The 16,543-nt window shown below is 74.8% G+C and carries 13 protein-coding genes and 6 tRNA genes; 7 read left to right on the forward strand and 12 right to left on the reverse strand.

Annotation, left to right across the window (positions count from 1 at the left end; all coding sequences use genetic code 11):
• Positions 1-5: 5 nt before the first annotated feature.
• The 3 genes from ACZ60W_RS01415 to ACZ60W_RS01425 are packed head-to-tail and all read right to left on the reverse strand — an operon-like array spanning position 6 to position 2,791.
• Positions 6-845 (reverse strand): GNAT family N-acetyltransferase, encoded by an 840-nt coding sequence (locus ACZ60W_RS01415; RefSeq protein ID WP_469753287.1) that lies wholly within the window; start codon positions 843-845, stop codon positions 6-8.
• 51 nt (positions 846-896) lie between these two features.
• Positions 897-1,727, reverse strand: coding sequence for an aminotransferase class IV (locus tag ACZ60W_RS01420; protein ID WP_469753288.1), 831 nt, complete (start codon positions 1,725-1,727; stop codon positions 897-899).
• The gene (locus tag ACZ60W_RS01425) at positions 1,724-2,791 is read right to left on the reverse strand and encodes a chorismate-binding protein (protein WP_469753289.1); all 1,068 of its coding nucleotides are present in this window, start codon (positions 2,789-2,791) and stop codon (positions 1,724-1,726) included. The genes ACZ60W_RS01420 and ACZ60W_RS01425 overlap by 4 nt, the downstream gene beginning before the upstream one ends.
• A gap of 256 nt (positions 2,792-3,047) precedes the next feature.
• Here ACZ60W_RS01425 and ACZ60W_RS01430 point away from each other — a divergent pair.
• The 6 genes from ACZ60W_RS01430 to ACZ60W_RS01455 all read left to right on the forward strand — a co-directional run bounded on the left by ACZ60W_RS01430 (position 3,048) and on the right by ACZ60W_RS01455 (position 3,617).
• Positions 3,048-3,120 (forward strand) — tRNA-Gly (locus tag ACZ60W_RS01430).
• 39 nt (positions 3,121-3,159) lie between these two features.
• Positions 3,160-3,233, forward strand: a tRNA-Cys gene (locus tag ACZ60W_RS01435).
• A 1-nt stretch (position 3,234) separates the two neighbouring features.
• Positions 3,235-3,306 (forward strand) — tRNA-Val (locus ACZ60W_RS01440).
• 34 nt (positions 3,307-3,340) lie between these two features.
• A tRNA-Val gene (locus tag ACZ60W_RS01445) sits at positions 3,341-3,412 on the forward strand.
• Between the two features lie 29 nt (positions 3,413-3,441).
• Positions 3,442-3,513 (forward strand) — tRNA-Val (locus tag ACZ60W_RS01450).
• Between the two features lie 29 nt (positions 3,514-3,542).
• Positions 3,543-3,617 (forward strand) — tRNA-Val (locus tag ACZ60W_RS01455).
• A gap of 96 nt (positions 3,618-3,713) precedes the next feature.
• On the opposite strand, the gene ACZ60W_RS01460 is transcribed toward ACZ60W_RS01455, so the two are convergent.
• The 3 genes from ACZ60W_RS01460 to ACZ60W_RS01470 form a co-directional block, all read right to left on the reverse strand.
• The gene (locus ACZ60W_RS01460) at positions 3,714-3,998 is read right to left on the reverse strand and encodes a TFIIB-type zinc ribbon-containing protein (protein ID WP_469753290.1); all 285 of its coding nucleotides are present in this window, start codon (positions 3,996-3,998) and stop codon (positions 3,714-3,716) included.
• A 46-nt stretch (positions 3,999-4,044) separates the two neighbouring features.
• Positions 4,045-4,998, reverse strand: a complete 954-nt coding sequence (locus ACZ60W_RS01465; RefSeq protein WP_469753485.1) for a phosphotransferase family protein — start codon at positions 4,996-4,998, stop codon at positions 4,045-4,047.
• Positions 4,999-5,346: 348 nt separating this feature from the next.
• Positions 5,347-5,514, reverse strand: coding sequence for a hypothetical protein (locus ACZ60W_RS01470; protein WP_362564892.1), 168 nt, complete (start codon positions 5,512-5,514; stop codon positions 5,347-5,349).
• Between the two features lie 492 nt (positions 5,515-6,006).
• On the opposite strand from ACZ60W_RS01470, the gene ACZ60W_RS01475 reads away from it, so the two are divergent.
• The gene (locus ACZ60W_RS01475; RefSeq protein WP_469753291.1) at positions 6,007-7,230 is read left to right on the forward strand and encodes a serine/threonine-protein kinase; all 1,224 of its coding nucleotides are present in this window, start codon (positions 6,007-6,009) and stop codon (positions 7,228-7,230) included.
• A 50-nt stretch (positions 7,231-7,280) separates the two neighbouring features.
• Here ACZ60W_RS01475 and ACZ60W_RS01480 read toward each other — a convergent pair whose 3' ends face one another.
• The 6 genes from ACZ60W_RS01480 to ACZ60W_RS01505 form a co-directional block, all read right to left on the reverse strand.
• Positions 7,281-8,099, reverse strand: coding sequence for a TrmH family RNA methyltransferase (locus ACZ60W_RS01480; protein WP_469753292.1), 819 nt, complete (start codon positions 8,097-8,099; stop codon positions 7,281-7,283).
• 82 nt (positions 8,100-8,181) lie between these two features.
• A complete protein-coding gene (gene cobA, locus ACZ60W_RS01485) occupies positions 8,182-9,414 on the reverse strand; it encodes a uroporphyrinogen-III C-methyltransferase (protein ID WP_469753293.1) in 1,233 nt (410 codons plus the stop codon).
• Between the two features lie 199 nt (positions 9,415-9,613).
• Positions 9,614-13,135: a nicotinate-nucleotide--dimethylbenzimidazole phosphoribosyltransferase gene (gene cobT, locus ACZ60W_RS01490; RefSeq protein WP_469753294.1), complete on the reverse strand. Its 3,522-nt coding sequence runs from the start codon at positions 13,133-13,135 to the stop codon at positions 9,614-9,616.
• Positions 13,136-13,440: 305 nt separating this feature from the next.
• Positions 13,441-14,703, reverse strand: a complete 1,263-nt coding sequence (gene cbiE / locus ACZ60W_RS01495; protein WP_469753295.1) for a precorrin-6y C5,15-methyltransferase (decarboxylating) subunit CbiE — start codon at positions 14,701-14,703, stop codon at positions 13,441-13,443.
• A 71-nt stretch (positions 14,704-14,774) separates the two neighbouring features.
• On the reverse strand, positions 14,775-15,410 hold the full coding sequence (locus ACZ60W_RS01500) for a GNAT family N-acetyltransferase (protein ID WP_469753296.1): 636 nt from the start codon (positions 15,408-15,410) through the stop codon (positions 14,775-14,777).
• A 196-nt stretch (positions 15,411-15,606) separates the two neighbouring features.
• Positions 15,607-16,461, reverse strand: coding sequence for a MetQ/NlpA family ABC transporter substrate-binding protein (locus ACZ60W_RS01505; protein WP_469753297.1), 855 nt, complete (start codon positions 16,459-16,461; stop codon positions 15,607-15,609).
• Positions 16,462-16,543: the final 82 nt, after the last annotated feature.

Here is a 16,543-nt window from a genome sequence, read left to right on the forward strand (position 1 = left end):
CCGCGCTACCGCAGCTCCTTGGCGCTGTTGACGAGGGTCGTGCGGTAGCCCAGCGACTCGTAGAGGCGGATCGCCGGGGTGTTGCCCGCGAAGACGTGCAGTCCGATCCGGGTCTCCCCGGCCTCGCTCGCGACCCGCTCGGCGAGCAGCATGAGCGCGCGGCCGAGGCCCCGGCCGCGCTGGTCCTCCTCGACCTCGATGTCGTACACGAAGGCGGCCCACCGCCCCGGTTCGAGCTCGATCCGGCCGGTCCACAGGAAGCCGGCGGGCCGTCCCTCGCGGACGACGACGTGGATCGCGACGCCCGGGGTGGCCAGGCCCTCGGGGAGGTACCGGCGGTGACTGTCCTCGGCCTTGGTCCTGGCCTGCTCCTCGGGGACGCCCCGGTCGATCCAGCTCTGCGCGAAGCCCGCCTTGGCCCGGGCCTCCCACCGTCCGTACTCGTCCGGCGACATCGGCCGGACCTCGATGCCCTCCGGCAGCGCCGGCGGCTCGGCGGACAGTTCCTTGACCATGTTCCTGCTGCGCTCGGTGTAGCCGAGCGCCCGGCCCATCCGCAGCGCCGCCTCGGCGTCGGCGGGCACCGAGATCTGCACCTCGACGCAGCCCCAGCCGCGCAGCACCTCCTCGGAGGCGAGCGCCGCCACCGTGCCCCGGCCGCGCCGCCGGTCCGGTTCGTCGACCCTCAGCTCGTCGATCACGCCGGAGGCGGCCCCGAAACGGGGGTCGGTGGAGAGACGGACCGCGCCGACCCGGCGGCTGTTCACGCACACGTCGTAGGTACGGGAACGGCCGCCGTCGGGCGTCTGCTGAAGCGGCCCGGCCGGCCGCAGGGTGGTGGTCATCAGAGGAGTTCTACCCACCCCTGGGCCGTCCGTCATCCGGTTTTGCCCGGGCTACGCGCCGCGCGGGTCGCGGTCGCGGGACGCGCGCTCGTCGAAGACGCGCATCGCCTTGGCGGTGACCGGGCCGGGCGCGGAGGCGAACTCACGGGCGTCGACCCGGTGCACGGCCTGGACGTCGCGCAGGGTGGAGGTCAGGAAGACCTCCTCGGCGCTCTCCAGCACCTCCCACGGAAGGTCCGTCTCCTCCGCCCCGGTCCACTCCACGGCGAGGGCGCGGGTGATGCCCGCGAGGCAGCCGGAGGAGACGGGCGGGGTGAGGATCCGGCCGTCGACCACGACGAAGACGTTGGAACCGGTGCCCTCGCAGAGCTGCCCCACCGTGTTCGCGAAGAGGGCCTCGGAGGCCCCCTGCTCCCGTGCCCGGGCGAGGGCGACGACGTTCTCGGCGTACGAGGTGGTCTTGAGTCCGGTCAGCGCGCCGCGCTCGTTGCGCGTCCAGGGCACGGTGATCACCGCGGTGGAGTCGGGGCGGCGGGAGGTCTCGCCGACGGCGACGACGAGGCTCGGGCCGGCGTCGCCGCGCTCCGAGCCGAGCGGGGAGAGTCCGCCGGTGTAGGTGATGCGGAGCCGGCCGAGCTCCGTCGGGTTGGCCTCCAGGACGGCGGCGCAGGCCCGGCGGACCTCGTCGAGGTCCGGGTCGGGCAGGCCGAGGCCGCGGGCGGAGCGGGTGAGGCGCTCCAGGTGGAGCGTGAGAGCAAACGTTTCTCCACGCTCGGCCTTGACCGTCTCGAAGATCCCGTCGCCGACGGTCAGTCCGTGGTCCAGGACGGAGACCCGGGCGGTCTCCGCGTCGTGCAGCCCGCCGTTGACCCAGAGTTTCATCGAGAGATGACCTTTCCGCTCGCCGCATGGGCGCCTGACTCGTAGGCGCCCGACGCTATCGCGACCAGCCGGGCCGCCTTCAGCTCGGTCTCCTCCCACTCGCGCTCCGGGTCGGAGCCCCACGTGATGCCCGCCCCGGTGCCGAAGCGGAGCACGCCCTCGGCGCGGTCGATCCAGAAGGTGCGGATGCCGACGGCCAGCTCCGCCGTGCCCGCGTCGGCGTCGACCCAGCCCACGCCTCCGCAGTACGGCCCCCGGGGCGCGGTCTCCAGCGCCTCGATGATCCGCAGGGCGCTGGACTTGGGAGCCCCGGTGACGGAGCCGGGCGGGAAGGTCGCGGCGAGCAGCCCGGGCCAGCCGGCGTCCTCGCGCAGGACCCCGGTGACGGTGGAGACGAGGTGGACCAGGCCGGGGTGCTCCTCGACCGCGCACAGGGCGGGGACGGCGACGGAGCCGGTCTCGCTGACGCGTCCCAGGTCGTTGCGGACCAGGTCGACGATCATCACGTTCTCCGCGTGGTCCTTCGGGAGCAGGTCGGCCTCGGTGCGGCCGGTGCCCTTGATGGGTCCGGAGGAGATCAGGGCGCCCTCCCTGCGGAGGTAGAGCTCGGGGGAGGCGGTCGCGATCTCCACGCCGTGCGCGGGCAGGCGGATCGTCCCGGCGTAGGGCGCGGGGTTGCCGCGGGCGAGGAGCGCGGTGAGGGCGTCGACGTCGGCGGCCGCGGGATCGGGCAGCGGCGCGGTCATCACCCGGCAGAGGTTGGCCTGGTAGACCTCGCCCCGGGCGATGTGCTCGCGCACCCGCCGGACGCCCGCGACGTACGCGGCGCGGTCGAGCGAGGACGTCCAGTCACCGGCGGCGGGTCCGCGCCAGGCGCCCGGGACGGGGGCGGGCACCGGGTCGGGCCGTACGTCTCCGAAGCGGGCGCAGGTCAGGCGCCCTTCGAAGTCCGCGCAGACGGCCCAGAAGCCGGCGGAGTCGAGGGCCTCGGGGTCGTGGGTGACGTCCCGGAGATCGGTCGCGACGAGGCCGCCGAAGCGGGCCAGAGGAGCAAGGTCGTGCACGCATCGAGTCTAGGTCCGGTGGCGCGGGGGCACGGGGTCGTGCACGGAAGGGGCGTACGGGACCCAGGGGACGGAGGCTCCGCGCCACCTCCAGGACACGGCGAGTGAACGCCACGCGAACCCTCCGGGCGGCACGGCCGACCACCGCGAAGGGCTCGCAGGTCAGCACGCTGCGGAAACGCGTTTTTGTACTGGCCCAGGAATCCGCTAGAGTTCAACACGTCGCCGGGACGCGCAAGCGGAACGGAAACGACAAGCGGACGTGGCTCAGTTGGTAGAGCATCACCTTGCCAAGGTGAGGGTCGCGAGTTCGAATCTCGTCGTCCGCTCGATGTGGGGGATCTTCCCGAACCCCCGTATTCACTCCTGGTGGAGTGGCCGAGAGGCGAGGCAACGGCCTGCAAAGCCGTCTACACGGGTTCAAATCCCGTCTCCACCTCCAAGGACGATTAGCTCAGCGGGAGAGCGCTTCCCTGACACGGAAGAGGTCACTGGTTCAATCCCAGTATCGTCCACTGGACCTTCGGGTCCTGGGTCTTCGGATCCCCCGCGCGATTAGCTCAGCGGGAGAGCGCTTCCCTGACACGGAAGAGGTCACTGGTTCAATCCCAGTATCGCGCACACAGTTCCCGCACCTTCGGGTGCGTCCCGCGCGATTAGCTCAGCGGGAGAGCGCTTCCCTGACACGGAAGAGGTCACTGGTTCAATCCCAGTATCGCGCACACAGTTCCCGCGCCCTCGGGTGCGTCCCGCGCGATTAGCTCAGCGGGAGAGCGCTTCCCTGACACGGAAGAGGTCACTGGTTCAATCCCAGTATCGCGCACCATCGGAGGAAGCCCCCGGCCGCGTCTCGCGGCCGGGGGCTTCTTCGTGCGCCGACGGCAGGTGCGGGCGGCCGGCACCCGTGGGCGCCGGCCGGGGGTCAGGAGGAGAAGAGCATCCGTCCGAAGCCGCGCTGGCGGTAGTGGCCGCCGCCGTGGTGCCCGCCGTGGTGCGGGGCGCCCCAGGCCGGAGCGGCGGGGGCGGGCTGCGCCGGGTAGGCCGGCGGGGCGGGCGGGGCCTGCTGGGACCACTGGGACTCCAGGCGCGTCAGGGCCTCCAGCTCGCCGAAGTCCAGGAATATGCCGCGGCAGCCGCTGCACTGCTCGATCTGGACGCCGTTGCGGTTGTACGTGTGCATGGCCGCATGACACTTGGGACACTGCATGCTCGGCTCAACTCCCTGACGTTGCCGTTCGAATGGTGGCTTCACCCTACGTGGACGCCGAAGCGGCCGAAACGGTTCGATCTCCGGCGATACGCGCACAGGTGTCGATCATCACGGCCTCCACCTCGTCCAGCGGACGGCCCTCGGCGGTCGACTTGGCCACGGCCAGCGCCGCCGTCTGCACCGTCAGCGCCCGGGCCGGGGCGTCGAGCCGCACCCAGGGGTCCGCGCCCACCGCCGGACCGCCCGCCCACCGGTACGCGCCGAGGAACCGCGACCACACCTCCGGCGGCAGGATGCCCGCGGCGAACCAGGCGGCGGGGCGGGCGAGGTCCCAGGCCGGGTCGCCCAGCCCCAGGTCGTCGACGTCGATCAGCCGCCACGGCCCGGCCCCCTCCGGAGCGCCGGTCCCGCGCACCAGTTGCCCCAGGTGGAAGTCGCCGTGGCAGAGCGCCCGGTGGGGCCCGGCCGTAGCTCCGGCGCGGCCGGGGAGCGTCCGCCGGGCCGCGAGGACGACGGCCGTCGCCGGGTGGCCCGGCGCCGCCCGGTTCATCCGCTCCACGGCGAGCTCCACCTTCAGGGGGGCCCGCATCTCCGGCAGCCGCCCGGCCGTTCCCGGCGGCGGCGTCAGGTGGAGCAGGGCCAGCAGCCGGGCCGCCTCCTCCCACGGGGCGGCGTCCGGGTCGGCCGGGTCCACGGGCGGGCCGTACGGCCAGAGCGTCACGGGGCGCCCGTCCAGTACGCCGGGGCAGGAGCCGGGCGGCGGCGAGGGGGGCAGGAGGATGCCGGCGACCTCCGCGCGCGCGGCGAGCGCGAGCCGTACGCCGTGCTCCTCCGGATCCGTCCCCGGGGCGTGCGCCTTGGCGACGAGGCCACCGTGCCGGACCACCGTCCCGTCGTCCCGGTCGGCGAGCACGCCGACGGTCCCGCCCGGGCAGTCGCAGGACCCGTCGGGCCCGTGGACCGCGTCGCGCGCGAGGGCGGCGAGACGGTCGGGCAGGGTCCCCGGACCGCTCCGCGCGGGCGGGATCGGGATCGGGGCGGGCCGGTGACGGGCGGGAAGGTCCACGCGGGGAGCGTACGGGGTGGAGGGGGCGGCCACTCCCCCGGCGTGGGCACGGGCCCGGTCCGCGGACCCCGGGCGCGGGGCTGCGGGCGGTCACGGCCGGCACACGGCACACGGCAGGGGAAGGACCGGCGGGGGCCGCACGTCGCGGCGGAAAAGCGCGAGGGCCGGTCAGCTCCCCAGCTGACCGGCCCCACGCTGCCGTCCGCCGCACCCCCGTCCCCACGGGGCTGATGGCCGGATGTCCCGACCCGGGCCGCTCTCCCGGGTCCGGGGCGCCGCTCAGCGCCCCAGCATCACGCCCACGGACGACGCCTGTGTGACCACCGCGTCCCAGCCGCCGAAGACGACGACGAGCAGGGCCGCGAGGGGGAGGACCATGGCGGTGGCCACGAGGGGGTGGCGCTGGCCCGAGGGCCGGGTGCTCGTCCGCGGTGCCGTGAAGGCCATGGGTCCTCTCCTGTCATGTCCGGCGCGGCGGGTGCGTGACCTCGGGGGACGAGTGCTGCACCCGCCGCTTGACTTCAAGACTAGGGAGCGGGGCCTGCCGGGACGTCATGCCCGCGTACCGACTTCCGGGCCTCCCGGAGGATGACGCCCGCCCGTGCGGCGTACTCCCCTGGGTGGAGACGGGGCCACCGGAGCCGGGGTCTTCCCGGAGGGGACGGCCCCGCGGGCGTGACTTCGCTCACTTCGCGGGCCGCCGGTCGCCGATCGGGGCCGGCGGACCCGGCGGCAGGCCGCGCGGGCCGACCTGCGGCGTTCGCGACGGTCCGTCAAGTGATGTCCGGATCAAGGAGGTTGGCATGTGCCGACGGTCCGTGCGGGGTCGGGACACTCCTGTCAGCACTCACAATCGATGCGGACCGAGGGCGCGGCCTATGAGCACGTGCGGGCGCCACTACGTAAGCTGTGCCACGTCGAACGGACGAGGGGACGGACATGGCGATGATGCGGCTCCGGCGCGAGGATCCGCGGATCGTCGGGTCGTTCCGGCTCCACCGCAGGCTGGGGGCCGGCGGGATGGGCGTCGTGTACCTGGGATCCGACCGGCGCGGCCAGCGGGTGGCGCTGAAGGTGATCCGGCCCGATCTGGCCGAGGACCAGGAGTTCCGGTCGCGGTTCGCCCGCGAGGTGTCGGCGGCCCGGCGGATCCGCGGCGGGTGCACGGCCCGGCTCGTCGCCGCCGATCTGGAAGCCGAGCGCCCCTGGTTCGCCACCCAGTACGTCCCCGGCCCCTCGCTCCACGACCGGGTCGCCGAGGAGGGCGCGCTGCGCGCCGCCGACGTGGCCTCGATCGGGGCGGCGCTCTCGGAGGGCCTGGTCGCCGTCCACGAGGCCGGCGTGGTGCACCGGGACCTGAAGCCGTCGAACATCCTGCTCTCCCCCAAGGGCCCCCGCATCATCGACTTCGGCATCGCCTGGGCGACCGGGGCGAGCACCCTGACCCACGTGGGCACGGCCGTGGGCTCGCCCGGCTTCCTCGCGCCCGAGCAGGTGCGCGGTGCGGCCGTGACGCCGGCCACCGACGTCTTCTCGCTCGGCGCCACCCTGGCGTACGCGGCGATGGCGGACTCTCCCTTCGGGCACGGCAGCTCCGAGGTCATGCTCTACCGGGTGGTGCACGAGGAGCCGCAGCTGAGCGGGGTGCCGGACGCGCTGGCGCCGCTGGTGCGGGCCTGTCTGGCCAAGGATCCGGAGGACCGGCCGAGCACGCTCCAGCTGTCCATGCGGCTCAAGGAGATCGCCGCGCGCGAGGCGCAGGGGCTGCCGGCCTCCCGGCCGCCCGCGCAGCGGGAGCGCGCCGAGGAGCGCCACCAGGCCGAGCGGCACCAGGCCCGGCCGACGGAGCGGTACACCGAGCGGGACACCCGGGGACGCGATCCCGAGCGCGGCACGGACCGTGAGCGCCCCGCCGACCGGGGCACGGACCGCGACCGGGCCGCCGGGCGCGGCCCGGGGCCGTCGTCCCGGCCCTCCGGCGGGCCGCGGACCGGTGGCTCGCGCCCCCAGCAGCGGACCGGCACCCGCCCCGGCGCCCGTTCGACCTCGACCGGCCGCCGCCCCGCCAACCCGCGGCTACTACGCCAGCGGCTCTTCGTCTTCGTGGTCGTGACGCTGGTCGTGGCCCTCGGGATCGCCGCGGCGCAGGCCCTGCAGGGCTGAGGCGTCCGGTCCCCGGAGACCCGGTCGGGTCCGGGGGCCGGGGTCCGGGGTCAGGACTCCGGGCGGCCGGTGGCGACGGCGTAGAAGGCGACGGCCGCGGCCGCGCCCACGTTGAGGGAGTCGACGCCGTGGGCCATGGGGATGCGGACCCACTCGTCGGCGGCGCGCAGTGCCTGGGTGGAGAGGCCGTCGCCCTCGGCGCCGAGCATCAGCGCCACCCGGTCCAGCTTGTGCGGGGCTGCCTCGTCGATGGAGGTCGCCTTCTCCGCGGGGGTGAGCGCGAGGAGCTTGAAGCCCGCCTCGCGGACGGTCTCCAGACCGCGGGGCCAGGTGTCGAGCCGGGCGTACGGGACGGAGAAGACCGCGCCCATGGAGACCTTGACCGAGCGCCGGTAGAGCGGGTCGGCGCAGTCCGGGGAGAGCAGGACGGCGTCCATGCCGAGGGCGGCGGCGCTGCGGAAGATGGCGCCGATGTTGGTGTGGTCGTTGACCGACTCCATGACGACCACGCGCCGGGCGCCGACGAGCAGTTCGGCGGCGTCCGGGAGCGGCTTGCGCTGCATGGAGGCGAGCGCGCCGCGGTGCACGTGGTAGCCGGTGACGCGTTCGGCGAGGTCCGGCTGGATCGCGTAGACCGGTGCCGGGACCTCGTCGATGACGTCCCGCATGGCGTCGACCCACTTGGCGGAGAGCAGCATCGACCGCATCTCGTACCCCGCCTGCCGGGCGCGGCGGATGACCTTCTCGCCCTCCGCGATGAACAGGCCCTCGGCCGGCTCGCGTCTGCGGCGGAGCTCGACGTCGGTCAGACCGGTGTAGTCGCGCAGGCGGGGGTCGTCGGGGTCGTCGATCGTGATGAGTTCGGCCACGAGGTGATACTGCCTTGTCCGGGGTGTGGTGCCAATGTGTGCGGGGGGCGGTTGTCGGCCGCGTCGTGCGGGTGGGCCCCGGTCACTTCACGGGCTTGTCCGGCCCCTCGGCGACGACGTCGCCGATGACGATGACGGCCGGCGGGCGGACCTCCTCGGCCCTGACGGTCTCCGCGACCGTCGCGAGCGTGGCGTCGACCCGCCGCTGGGCCGCGGTGGTGCCCTCCTGGATCAGGGCGAGCGGCGTCTCGGGGCTCTTGCCGTGGGCGACGAGCGCCTCGGCGATCTTCCCGATCTTGTCGACGCCCATGAGGATCACGAGGGTGCCGGTGAGCTTGGCCAGAGACGCCCAGTCGACCAGCGAGCGCGGGTCGTCGGGGGCGACGTGGCCGCTGACCACGGTGAACTCGTGGGCGACCCCGCGGTGGGTGACCGGGATGCCGGCCGCGCCGGGGACCGAGATCGAGCTGGAGATGCCGGGGACCACCGTGCAGGCGATGCCCTCGGCGGCGAGGGCCTGGGCCTCCTCCATGCCGCGGCCGAAGACGAACGGGTCGCCGCCCTTGAGGCGGACGACGGACCGGCCGGCCTTCGCGTGCTCGACGAGCGCGTTGTTGATGGCCTCCTGGGCCATGAAGCGGCCGTACGGGATCTTCGCCGCGTCGATGACCTCGACGTGCGGCGGCAGCTCGTCGAGCAGGTCGCGGGGGCCGAGGCGGTCGGCGATGACGACGTCGGCCTCGGCGAGCAGGCGCCGGCCGCGGACGGTGATGAGGTCCGGGTCGCCGGGGCCGCCGCCGACCAGGGCGACGAACGGGGTGCGGTCCCGGTGCGCGGGCGCGGCGATGGAGCCCTCGCGCAGCCCCTCGACGATCGCGTCGCGCACGGCGGCGGAGCGGCGGGGGTCGTGGCCGGTGAGCACCGCGACGGTGACGCCCGCGTCCCGGCCGGTGGCCGGGGTCCAGGCGGTGGCCGCCTCGGCGTCGTCGGCGCGCACGCACCAGGTGCGGTTCCGCTCGGCCTCGGCGGAGGCGGCGGCGTTCGAGGCCGGGTCGGTCGTGGCGACCAGCGCGTACCAGGCGTCGGTGAGGTCGCCGTCCTCGTACCGCCGCCTGGTCCAGCGGATCTCGCCGGCCTCGGCCATGGCCTCGACGGAGGGGGTGGCCGAGGGGGAGATCAGCGTGACGTCGGCGCCCGCGGCGATCAGGGCGGGGAGCCGTCGCTGGGCGACCTGGCCGCCGCCGAGGACGACGACGCGGCGGCCGGCGAGGCGCAGTCCGACGGGGTAGGCGGGGTGCTCGGCGTTCTCGGCCATGGGTGAGCGGCTCCTCGGAGAGCGTGGCGGTGCGGGCGAGGGGGCCGCTGCGGCGGTGGAGCGGCGTGTATTCCCTCACGATATCTGTGACCTGGGGTTGGCAGGGTGTGACGGATGTCCCGGTGGGGTCCGCGGGACCGCTGCCGGACCCGCGCGTCCCCCCGCGCGCCGGAGCGGGCGGGGGGACGCGGGGGCGGTGCTACTTCTCGGTGACGCCCGCCGAGTCGAACGTGGCGACCTCGTGCATGGCGCGGGCCGCGCTCTGGACGAGCGGGAGGGCGAGCAGTGCGCCCGTGCCCTCGCCGAGGCGGAGGTCCAGGTCGACGAGCGGGCGCAGGCCCAGCTTGTTGAGGGCCGCCACGTGGCCGGGCTCGGCGCTGCGGTGGCCGGCGATGCAGGCCGCCAGCGACTCGGGCGCGATGGCCCGGGCCACGAGGGCGGCCGCGCCGGTGGAGACGCCGTCGAGGATGACGGGGGTGCGCAGCGAGGCGGCGCCCAGGACGAGACCGACGAGGGCCGCGTGCTCCAGGCCGCCGACGGCCGAGAGGACGCCGATCGGGTCCGCCGGGTCCGGCTTGTGCAGGTCGAGGGCGCGGCGCACCACGTCGACCTTGCGGGCGTGGGTCTCGTCGTTGATGCCGGTGCCGCGGCCGGTGACCTCGGCGGCGTCGACGCCGGTGTAGACCGAGATGAGGGCGGCGGACGCGGTGGTGTTCGCGATGCCCATCTCGCCGGTGAGGATCGCCTTGTTGCCGGCGGCGACCAGGTCGCGGGCGGTCTCGATGCCGACCTCGATCGCGGCCAGGACCTCCTCGCGGGTCATCGCGAGGCCGGTGGTGAAGTCGCCGGTTCCGGGGCGGACCTTGCGGGGCAGCAGGCCGGGGGTGGCCGGCAGTTCGGAGGCGACGCCGACGTCGATGACGCAGACCTCGGCTCCGACCTGGTTCGCGAAGGCGTTGCAGACCGCTCCCCCGCCGAGGAAGTTGGCCACCATCTGGCCGGTGACCTCCTGCGGCCAGGGGGTGACGCCCTGGGCGTGGACGCCGTGGTCGCCGGCGAAGATCGCGACGGCCGCGGGCTCCGGGATCGGCGGCGGGCACATCCGGGAGAGGCCGGAGAGCTGGGCCGAGATGATCTCCAGCATGCCGAGGGCACCGGCCGGCTTGGTCATCCGCTTCTGCCGCTCCCATGCCTCGCCCAGCGCCTTGGCGTCCAGCGGGCGGATGTTGGCGACGGTCTCCTGGAGCAGGTCGTGCGGCTCCTCGCCGGGCAGGGCGCGGCGGCCGTACGTCTCCTCGTGGACGACCCAGGCCAGCGGGCGGCGCTTGGACCAGCCCGCCTGGGCCAGCTCGGGCTCGTCGGGGAACTCGTCGACGTAGCCGACGCAGAGGTACGCGACCACTTCGAGGTGCTCGGGGAGGCCGAGGGCGCGGACCATCTCGCGCTCGTCGAAGAAGCTGACCCAGCCGACACCGAGGCCCTCGGCGCGGGCGGCGAGCCAGAGGTTCTCGACGGCCAGCGCGGAGGAGTACGGGGCCATCTGCGGCTGCGTGTAGCGGCCGAGGGTGTGGCGCCCGCCGCGGGTGGGGTCGGCGGTGACGACGATGTTGACCGGGGTGTCGAGGATGGCCTCGATCTTCAGTTCCTTGAACTGCTTGGCCCGGGCCTTCGGCAGCGACTTGGCGTACGCCTCGCGCTGGCGCTGGGCCAGTTCGTGCATCGTCTGCCGGGTCTCGGCGGAGCGGATGACGACGAAGTCCCAGGGCTGCGAGTGGCCGACGCTGGGGGCCGTGTGGGCGGCCTCCAGGACGCGGAGCAGCACCTCGTGCGGGATCGGGTCGGAGCGGAAGCCGTTGCGGATGTCACGGCGCTCGCGCATGACGCGGAGGACGGCCTCGCGCTCGGCGTCGTCGTAGCCGGGGGCGGGGGCGCCCTGGGCCGGCTCCTCGGCGGCGGGCTCGGGGCCGGCCTCGGGAGCGGCGTCCGCGTCGGCCGCGGGGGCCTCGGCGACGGCCGGGATCCGCGGCTCGGCGGCCACGGGCTCGGCCGGCGCGGTCTGCGCGGCGACGGGCTCGGCCGGCGGGACGGTCTCCTGGACGGCCTCGGTGCCTTCGGCGCCCGCCTCCGGCACGACGGCCTCGGCCGGCGGGGCGGCGGGAGCGGTCTGCTCCGGCGCCTCGACGACGACGGCCTCGGCGGCGGCCTCGGCCGGCGCGGGCTGCTCAGGCCGCGGCTCGGCCGCGTCCTCGGCGACCACGGGGATCTCGTCGGCGACCGCCTCGACGGGCAGCTCCTCGGGAGCCGGCTCCACCGGGGCCTCGGTCACGGGGAGGGGCTCGGCGACCGCCTCGACGACGGGCTCGGCGACCGGCTCGACGGGCTCGGCGGCCGGCTCGACGGTCTCCGCGACGGGCTCCACCGGCGGGGCCGGGACGTCGGCGGGCACGGCCACGACGGGCTCGGGCTCGACGGCCTCGGGCGCGACGGCCTCGGGCGGCGCGGGGGCCTCAGCGGCGGGCTCGGCCTCGCGCGGCGCGGGCACGGTGACCGCCTGGACGTCGTCGGCGACGACGGCGGGCCCGGCCTCGGCGGCGGGCTCCGCCGGGGTCTCGTCCGGGGTGGCGGGGACGGCCGGGACGGCGGCCTCGGGGGCCGTCTCGACGGCGGGGGCCGGGGCGGCGGCGCTCTCGGCCGCGGGCTCCACGACCGCTGCCTCGGCGACCGGCTCCGCCTCGGGCTCCACGGCCGCCTCGGCCGACGGGACGGGGGCCAGGTGCGGGGCGGTCGGTACGGTGCCGTCGACCTGGACGAACCGGCCGGTGGCCGGGACGACCGTTTCTGCGGGGAAGGCGGCCGGGGGCGCCACGGCCTCCTGCGGCTGCGCGGCCCACGGCTCGGCGCCCTGGGGGGCGAGCTGCTGGTCCTGCGGGATGTCGAAGTACTCGGGGCCCGTCGTGGGCGGTCCCGGGTTCCGCACGGGGACCGGCGCGGGCTCGGTGGCCACGGCCGGCACCGGCTGCGGGGCCGGGGCGGGCGCGGCGGCCGGGCCGCGGTCGGCCAGGGAGAGCACGACGCCGCCGGTGGCGTCGGGCACCGGCGGGCCCATGTGGAGCGGGCGGCGGGCCGGCGACGGGACCTGGGCCGCGCCGGGCGCCGGCATGCGGACGCCACCGAGGTCGACGGAGCCGGAGTCGCGGCCCGCGGCCTCGTGGGCGCCGGTGTCGAGGATGCCCGGCTCGTAGCCGTGGTCGGTGGCGGCCTGCTCGTACGGCGCCGCGGGGACGCCGTGCGCCGGAGTGCCGCCGGGGTTGCCGAGCGGCACCCCGTGTGCCGGGGTCTGGCCCTGCGGGGCCGTCAGCACGTCGGCGAGCGCGACCGAGTCGGGGAGCGGGCCTGTGAGCGGGTCGGGCAGCGGATCGGTGAGCGGGTCGCCCAGCGGGGCCGCGGACTGCGGGACGCCCTGGTGGGGCGTCGCCTGGCCGGGGACCACGGGGGCGGCCTGCGGGGCCGGGACGGCGACCGGCGGCGCGGGCACGACGCCCGGCGGGTGCTCGCTCCAGGCGCCCTGGGCGCCCGGCATGAGAAGCAGGTCGTCGTCCTCGGTGGCGTGCTCGGAGGGGTCCAGGAAGGTGTACGCGCCCGGTGCGGGGATGCCCGGCTGCTCGACCATGCCTGCGTTCTCCGGCAGTCCCTCGCCCGGGACCTGGCCGGTGTCCGTCATGCGTACCCCTCGCCCATCGCTTGTGCTCCTGAAGACTGCGCCCGTCTATGACAACGAGCGCGCGCGCCGCGCGGCACGAAGGACGCGCGGACACCCACTCATTGTCGCGGTCCTCGGCCATCGTGGCAGGGAGATCCGCCACGGTGCGCTGTGGACTGCGCCACGTCGCGCGGTCCCCCCTTGTCCCGTACCACATCGGCGACACAAAGGAGCCACCAATTCAGGACATTGACATACAGAGCGTCGAACGTCCGGGTCCGGTACAACAATCGGCCAGCCTACCCTGCCCCGGTGGGGCGGCCCGGTCACGGGGCTCGGTCGATCCTGCGTCCGGACAGCAGGAAGACGACCGAACGCTCGCGCTCCGACCAGTCGGCGGGATCGAGGCCGACCGTCTGGAGCAGGAGGCTCTCGACGGCGTAGCCGCCGTCGTGGAGGGCCGCGCCGACGGCCTCGGCCTCGTCGCGCGTGGAGGCGTGGGCGACGATCCGTTCGGGGCGCCGGTCGGTGCAGGCCCGGACGACGGGGACGCCGCCGCCGCCGACCCGGACGACGTCGGGTTCGGGCAGGCTCTCCAGGACGTGCGGGGCGCGGCCCGGGACGGTCTGGAGGGGGACGCCGTGGCGGCGGGCGGTCGCCTCGGCCCGGGCGCAGGCCGCGGGGTCGGCGTCCACGGCGATGACGGCGGCGCCGAAGCGGGCGGCCTCGACGGCGAAGGCCCCTCCGGAGCAGCCGATGTCCCAGACGAGGTCGCCGACGCGGGGGCCGAGGCGGGCCAGTTGGGCGGCGCGCAGCGCGGGGTCCTCGCCGGCCGTGGGCCGCTCGGCGGCGGGTGCGGGGCCGGCTCCGGGGCGGGGGCCGTCGGGGGCGTACTCCTCCGCGGGCAGTCCCCAGCCGCGTACCGGAGGGGCGGCCGGGTCCTGGCCGGTCAGCCAGGTGCCGCCGGGGGTGAGGGCGCCGGTGCTGCCGCCGCCGATGACGAGGACGACGTTGGGGTCGCGCCAGACGTGGTCGGCGGCCTTGTCGGAGGTCAGGACGGAGACCTGTTCGCGGTCGGTGCCGAGCTCCTCGCAGACGACGAAGGTGCGGTGGACCCCGTCGAGGAGGAGGGCGAGTTCGGCCGGTCCCGCGCCGGGCGAGGTGAGGACGGCGACCTTGGGGTGGGCGCGGCAGACGTTGACGGCACGACGCAGGGTGCGCTGGTGGGCGACGACGACGCGGGCGTCCTCCCAGGGCATCCCGGCCCGCGCGAAGGCGGCGGCGACGGCGGAGACGGCGGGCACGACCTCGATCTCCAGGCCGTGTTCGGGCGCGCGCAGGGTGCGGACGACGCCGAAGAAGCCGGGGTCGCCGTCGGCGAGGACGACGGCGGTGCCGCGGTGGCCGGCGATGCGGCGGGCGGCGAGGTCGAGGCTGCCGAGGCGGATCCGTTCGGCCTCGGGCGGGACCTCGGGCAGCGCCAGGTGGTGGGCGGCGCCGGCCACCAGGGTGGCGGCGGAGAGAGCGGACCGGGCCGCCTCGGGGAGGGGCGAGCCGTCCCAGCCGATCACCGTGACGCGGTCGGCCATGGTCGTCTGTCTCCTGTGGTGTCGTCGCAGGTCGGGGGCGTTCCGAGGGTACCCCGGAGGGTCCCGGGGGCTCAGCTCCAGTCGGTGTACGAGGAGTAACCGGCCTCGGCCATCTGGTCGGCGACGTCGTCGAGGTCCTCGGGGAGGAGGCCCCAGACGATGTAGTCGGTGCGCAGGTCGGTCCAGTCGCCGTCCTCGGTGCGGGTGCGGGCTATGCAGGCGTTGCGCAGGACGCCTTCGCTGATGCAGCCGATCTTCTGGGCGACCTGCTGGGAGGCGGTGTTGTCGGCGGCGGTGCGCAGCTCGATCCGTTCGAACTTCTGGTCGCCGAAGAGCCAGCGGGCGGTGGCGAGCGCGGCCTCGGAGGCGTAGCCCTCGCCGCGGGCCCAGGGGGCGACGATGTAGGAGATCTCGGTGGAGCGGACGCGCCAGTCGGTGCGGGCCAGCTGGATCACGCCGACCAGGCGCTGGGTGAGGAACTCGGTGACGCCGAGGTCGATGCCCCGGCCGGCGGCCCGCTCCGCGGGGGCGTACTCGGTGATCCAGGTGCGGGCGGCCGCCTCGGTGTACGGCTGGGGCACCGCGGTCCAGGCGCCGACGAGTTCGTCGTTCATCATCTCGGCGAGGGCGGGGGCGTCCGCCTCCTCGAGCGCGCGCAGCACCAACCGGTCCGTGTTGATGGAGATGTCCGGAAAGGTGGTAGTCATGCGCAGCTCCATGCCGTGGACCGTCCGAATCGACCGTGAACGCACAGCATGCAGCATGCGACCGCCTGTGCGCATGGCCGGGTCGGCTGTCGGGTGGGGGTGCGGCGAAGGCCCCGCGCACCGGACGGGGTGCGGGGGCCTTCTGCACAAGGACTGTACGGGGGAGGCGGTCTGACGCTCCCTCGGACGCCGGACGTTACTTGACGGCGCCGAAGGCCGGGATGACCGAGCCCTTGTAGGTGTCCTCGATGTACTTCTTCACCTCGGGCGAGTTGAGGAGCCCGGCGAGCTTCTGCACGCGGGCGTCCTTCTCGTTGCCCGCCTTGACGGCGAGGAAGTTGGCGTACGGGTTGCCGTCCGCCTTCTCCAGGACGAGGGCGTCCTTCGCCGGCTCCAGCTTGGCCTCGATGGCGTAGTTGCCGTTGATGACGGCGGCGTCCACGTCGTTCAGGGCGCGGGGCACGGTGGCGGCCTCCAGCTCCTTGAACTCCAGGCCCTTCTTGTCGGTGATGTCGGAGAGCTTGGCGTTGGTGCCGACGCCCGGCTTGATGGTGATCAGGCCGTTCTCGGCGAGCAGCTGGAGCGCGCGGCCGCCGTTGGTGGTGTCGTTGGGGACGGCGATGGTCTGGCCGGGCTTGATGTCCTTCACCGACGTGAGGCTCTTGGAGTAGAGGCCCAGCGGCTCCAGGTGGACGTTGACCACGGGGACGATGGTCGTCTTGTTCTTCGCGTTGAAGTCGTCGAGGTACGGCTTGTGCTGGAAGAAGTTGGCGTCGACCTGGCCGGACTGGGTGGCGGTGTTCGGCAGGACGTAGTCCGTGAACTCCTTCACCTCCAGCTTCAGGCCGGCCTTCGCGGCCAGGTTGTCCTTGACGAAGTTGAGGATGTCGGCGTGGGGCGTCGGGGACGCGGCGACGACGAGGGGCTTGTCGGCGGAGCCGGCCGCGTCCTTGGCGGAGGACGGGTCCGAGGACGTGCCGCAGGCGGTGAGGCCCAGGGCGAGCGCTGCGGTGGTGGCGAAGCCGGCGGTGAGCTTGATGTTCTTACGCACGAAGAGTGCCTCTTTCAGGTGGTGCGGTGGACGCCTGGACAACAAGTCCGGGCTGTTCTTCGAAGGACGAAGTCGGTGGGCG

Source organism: Streptomyces sp. NPDC104202, from assembly GCF_055584185.1.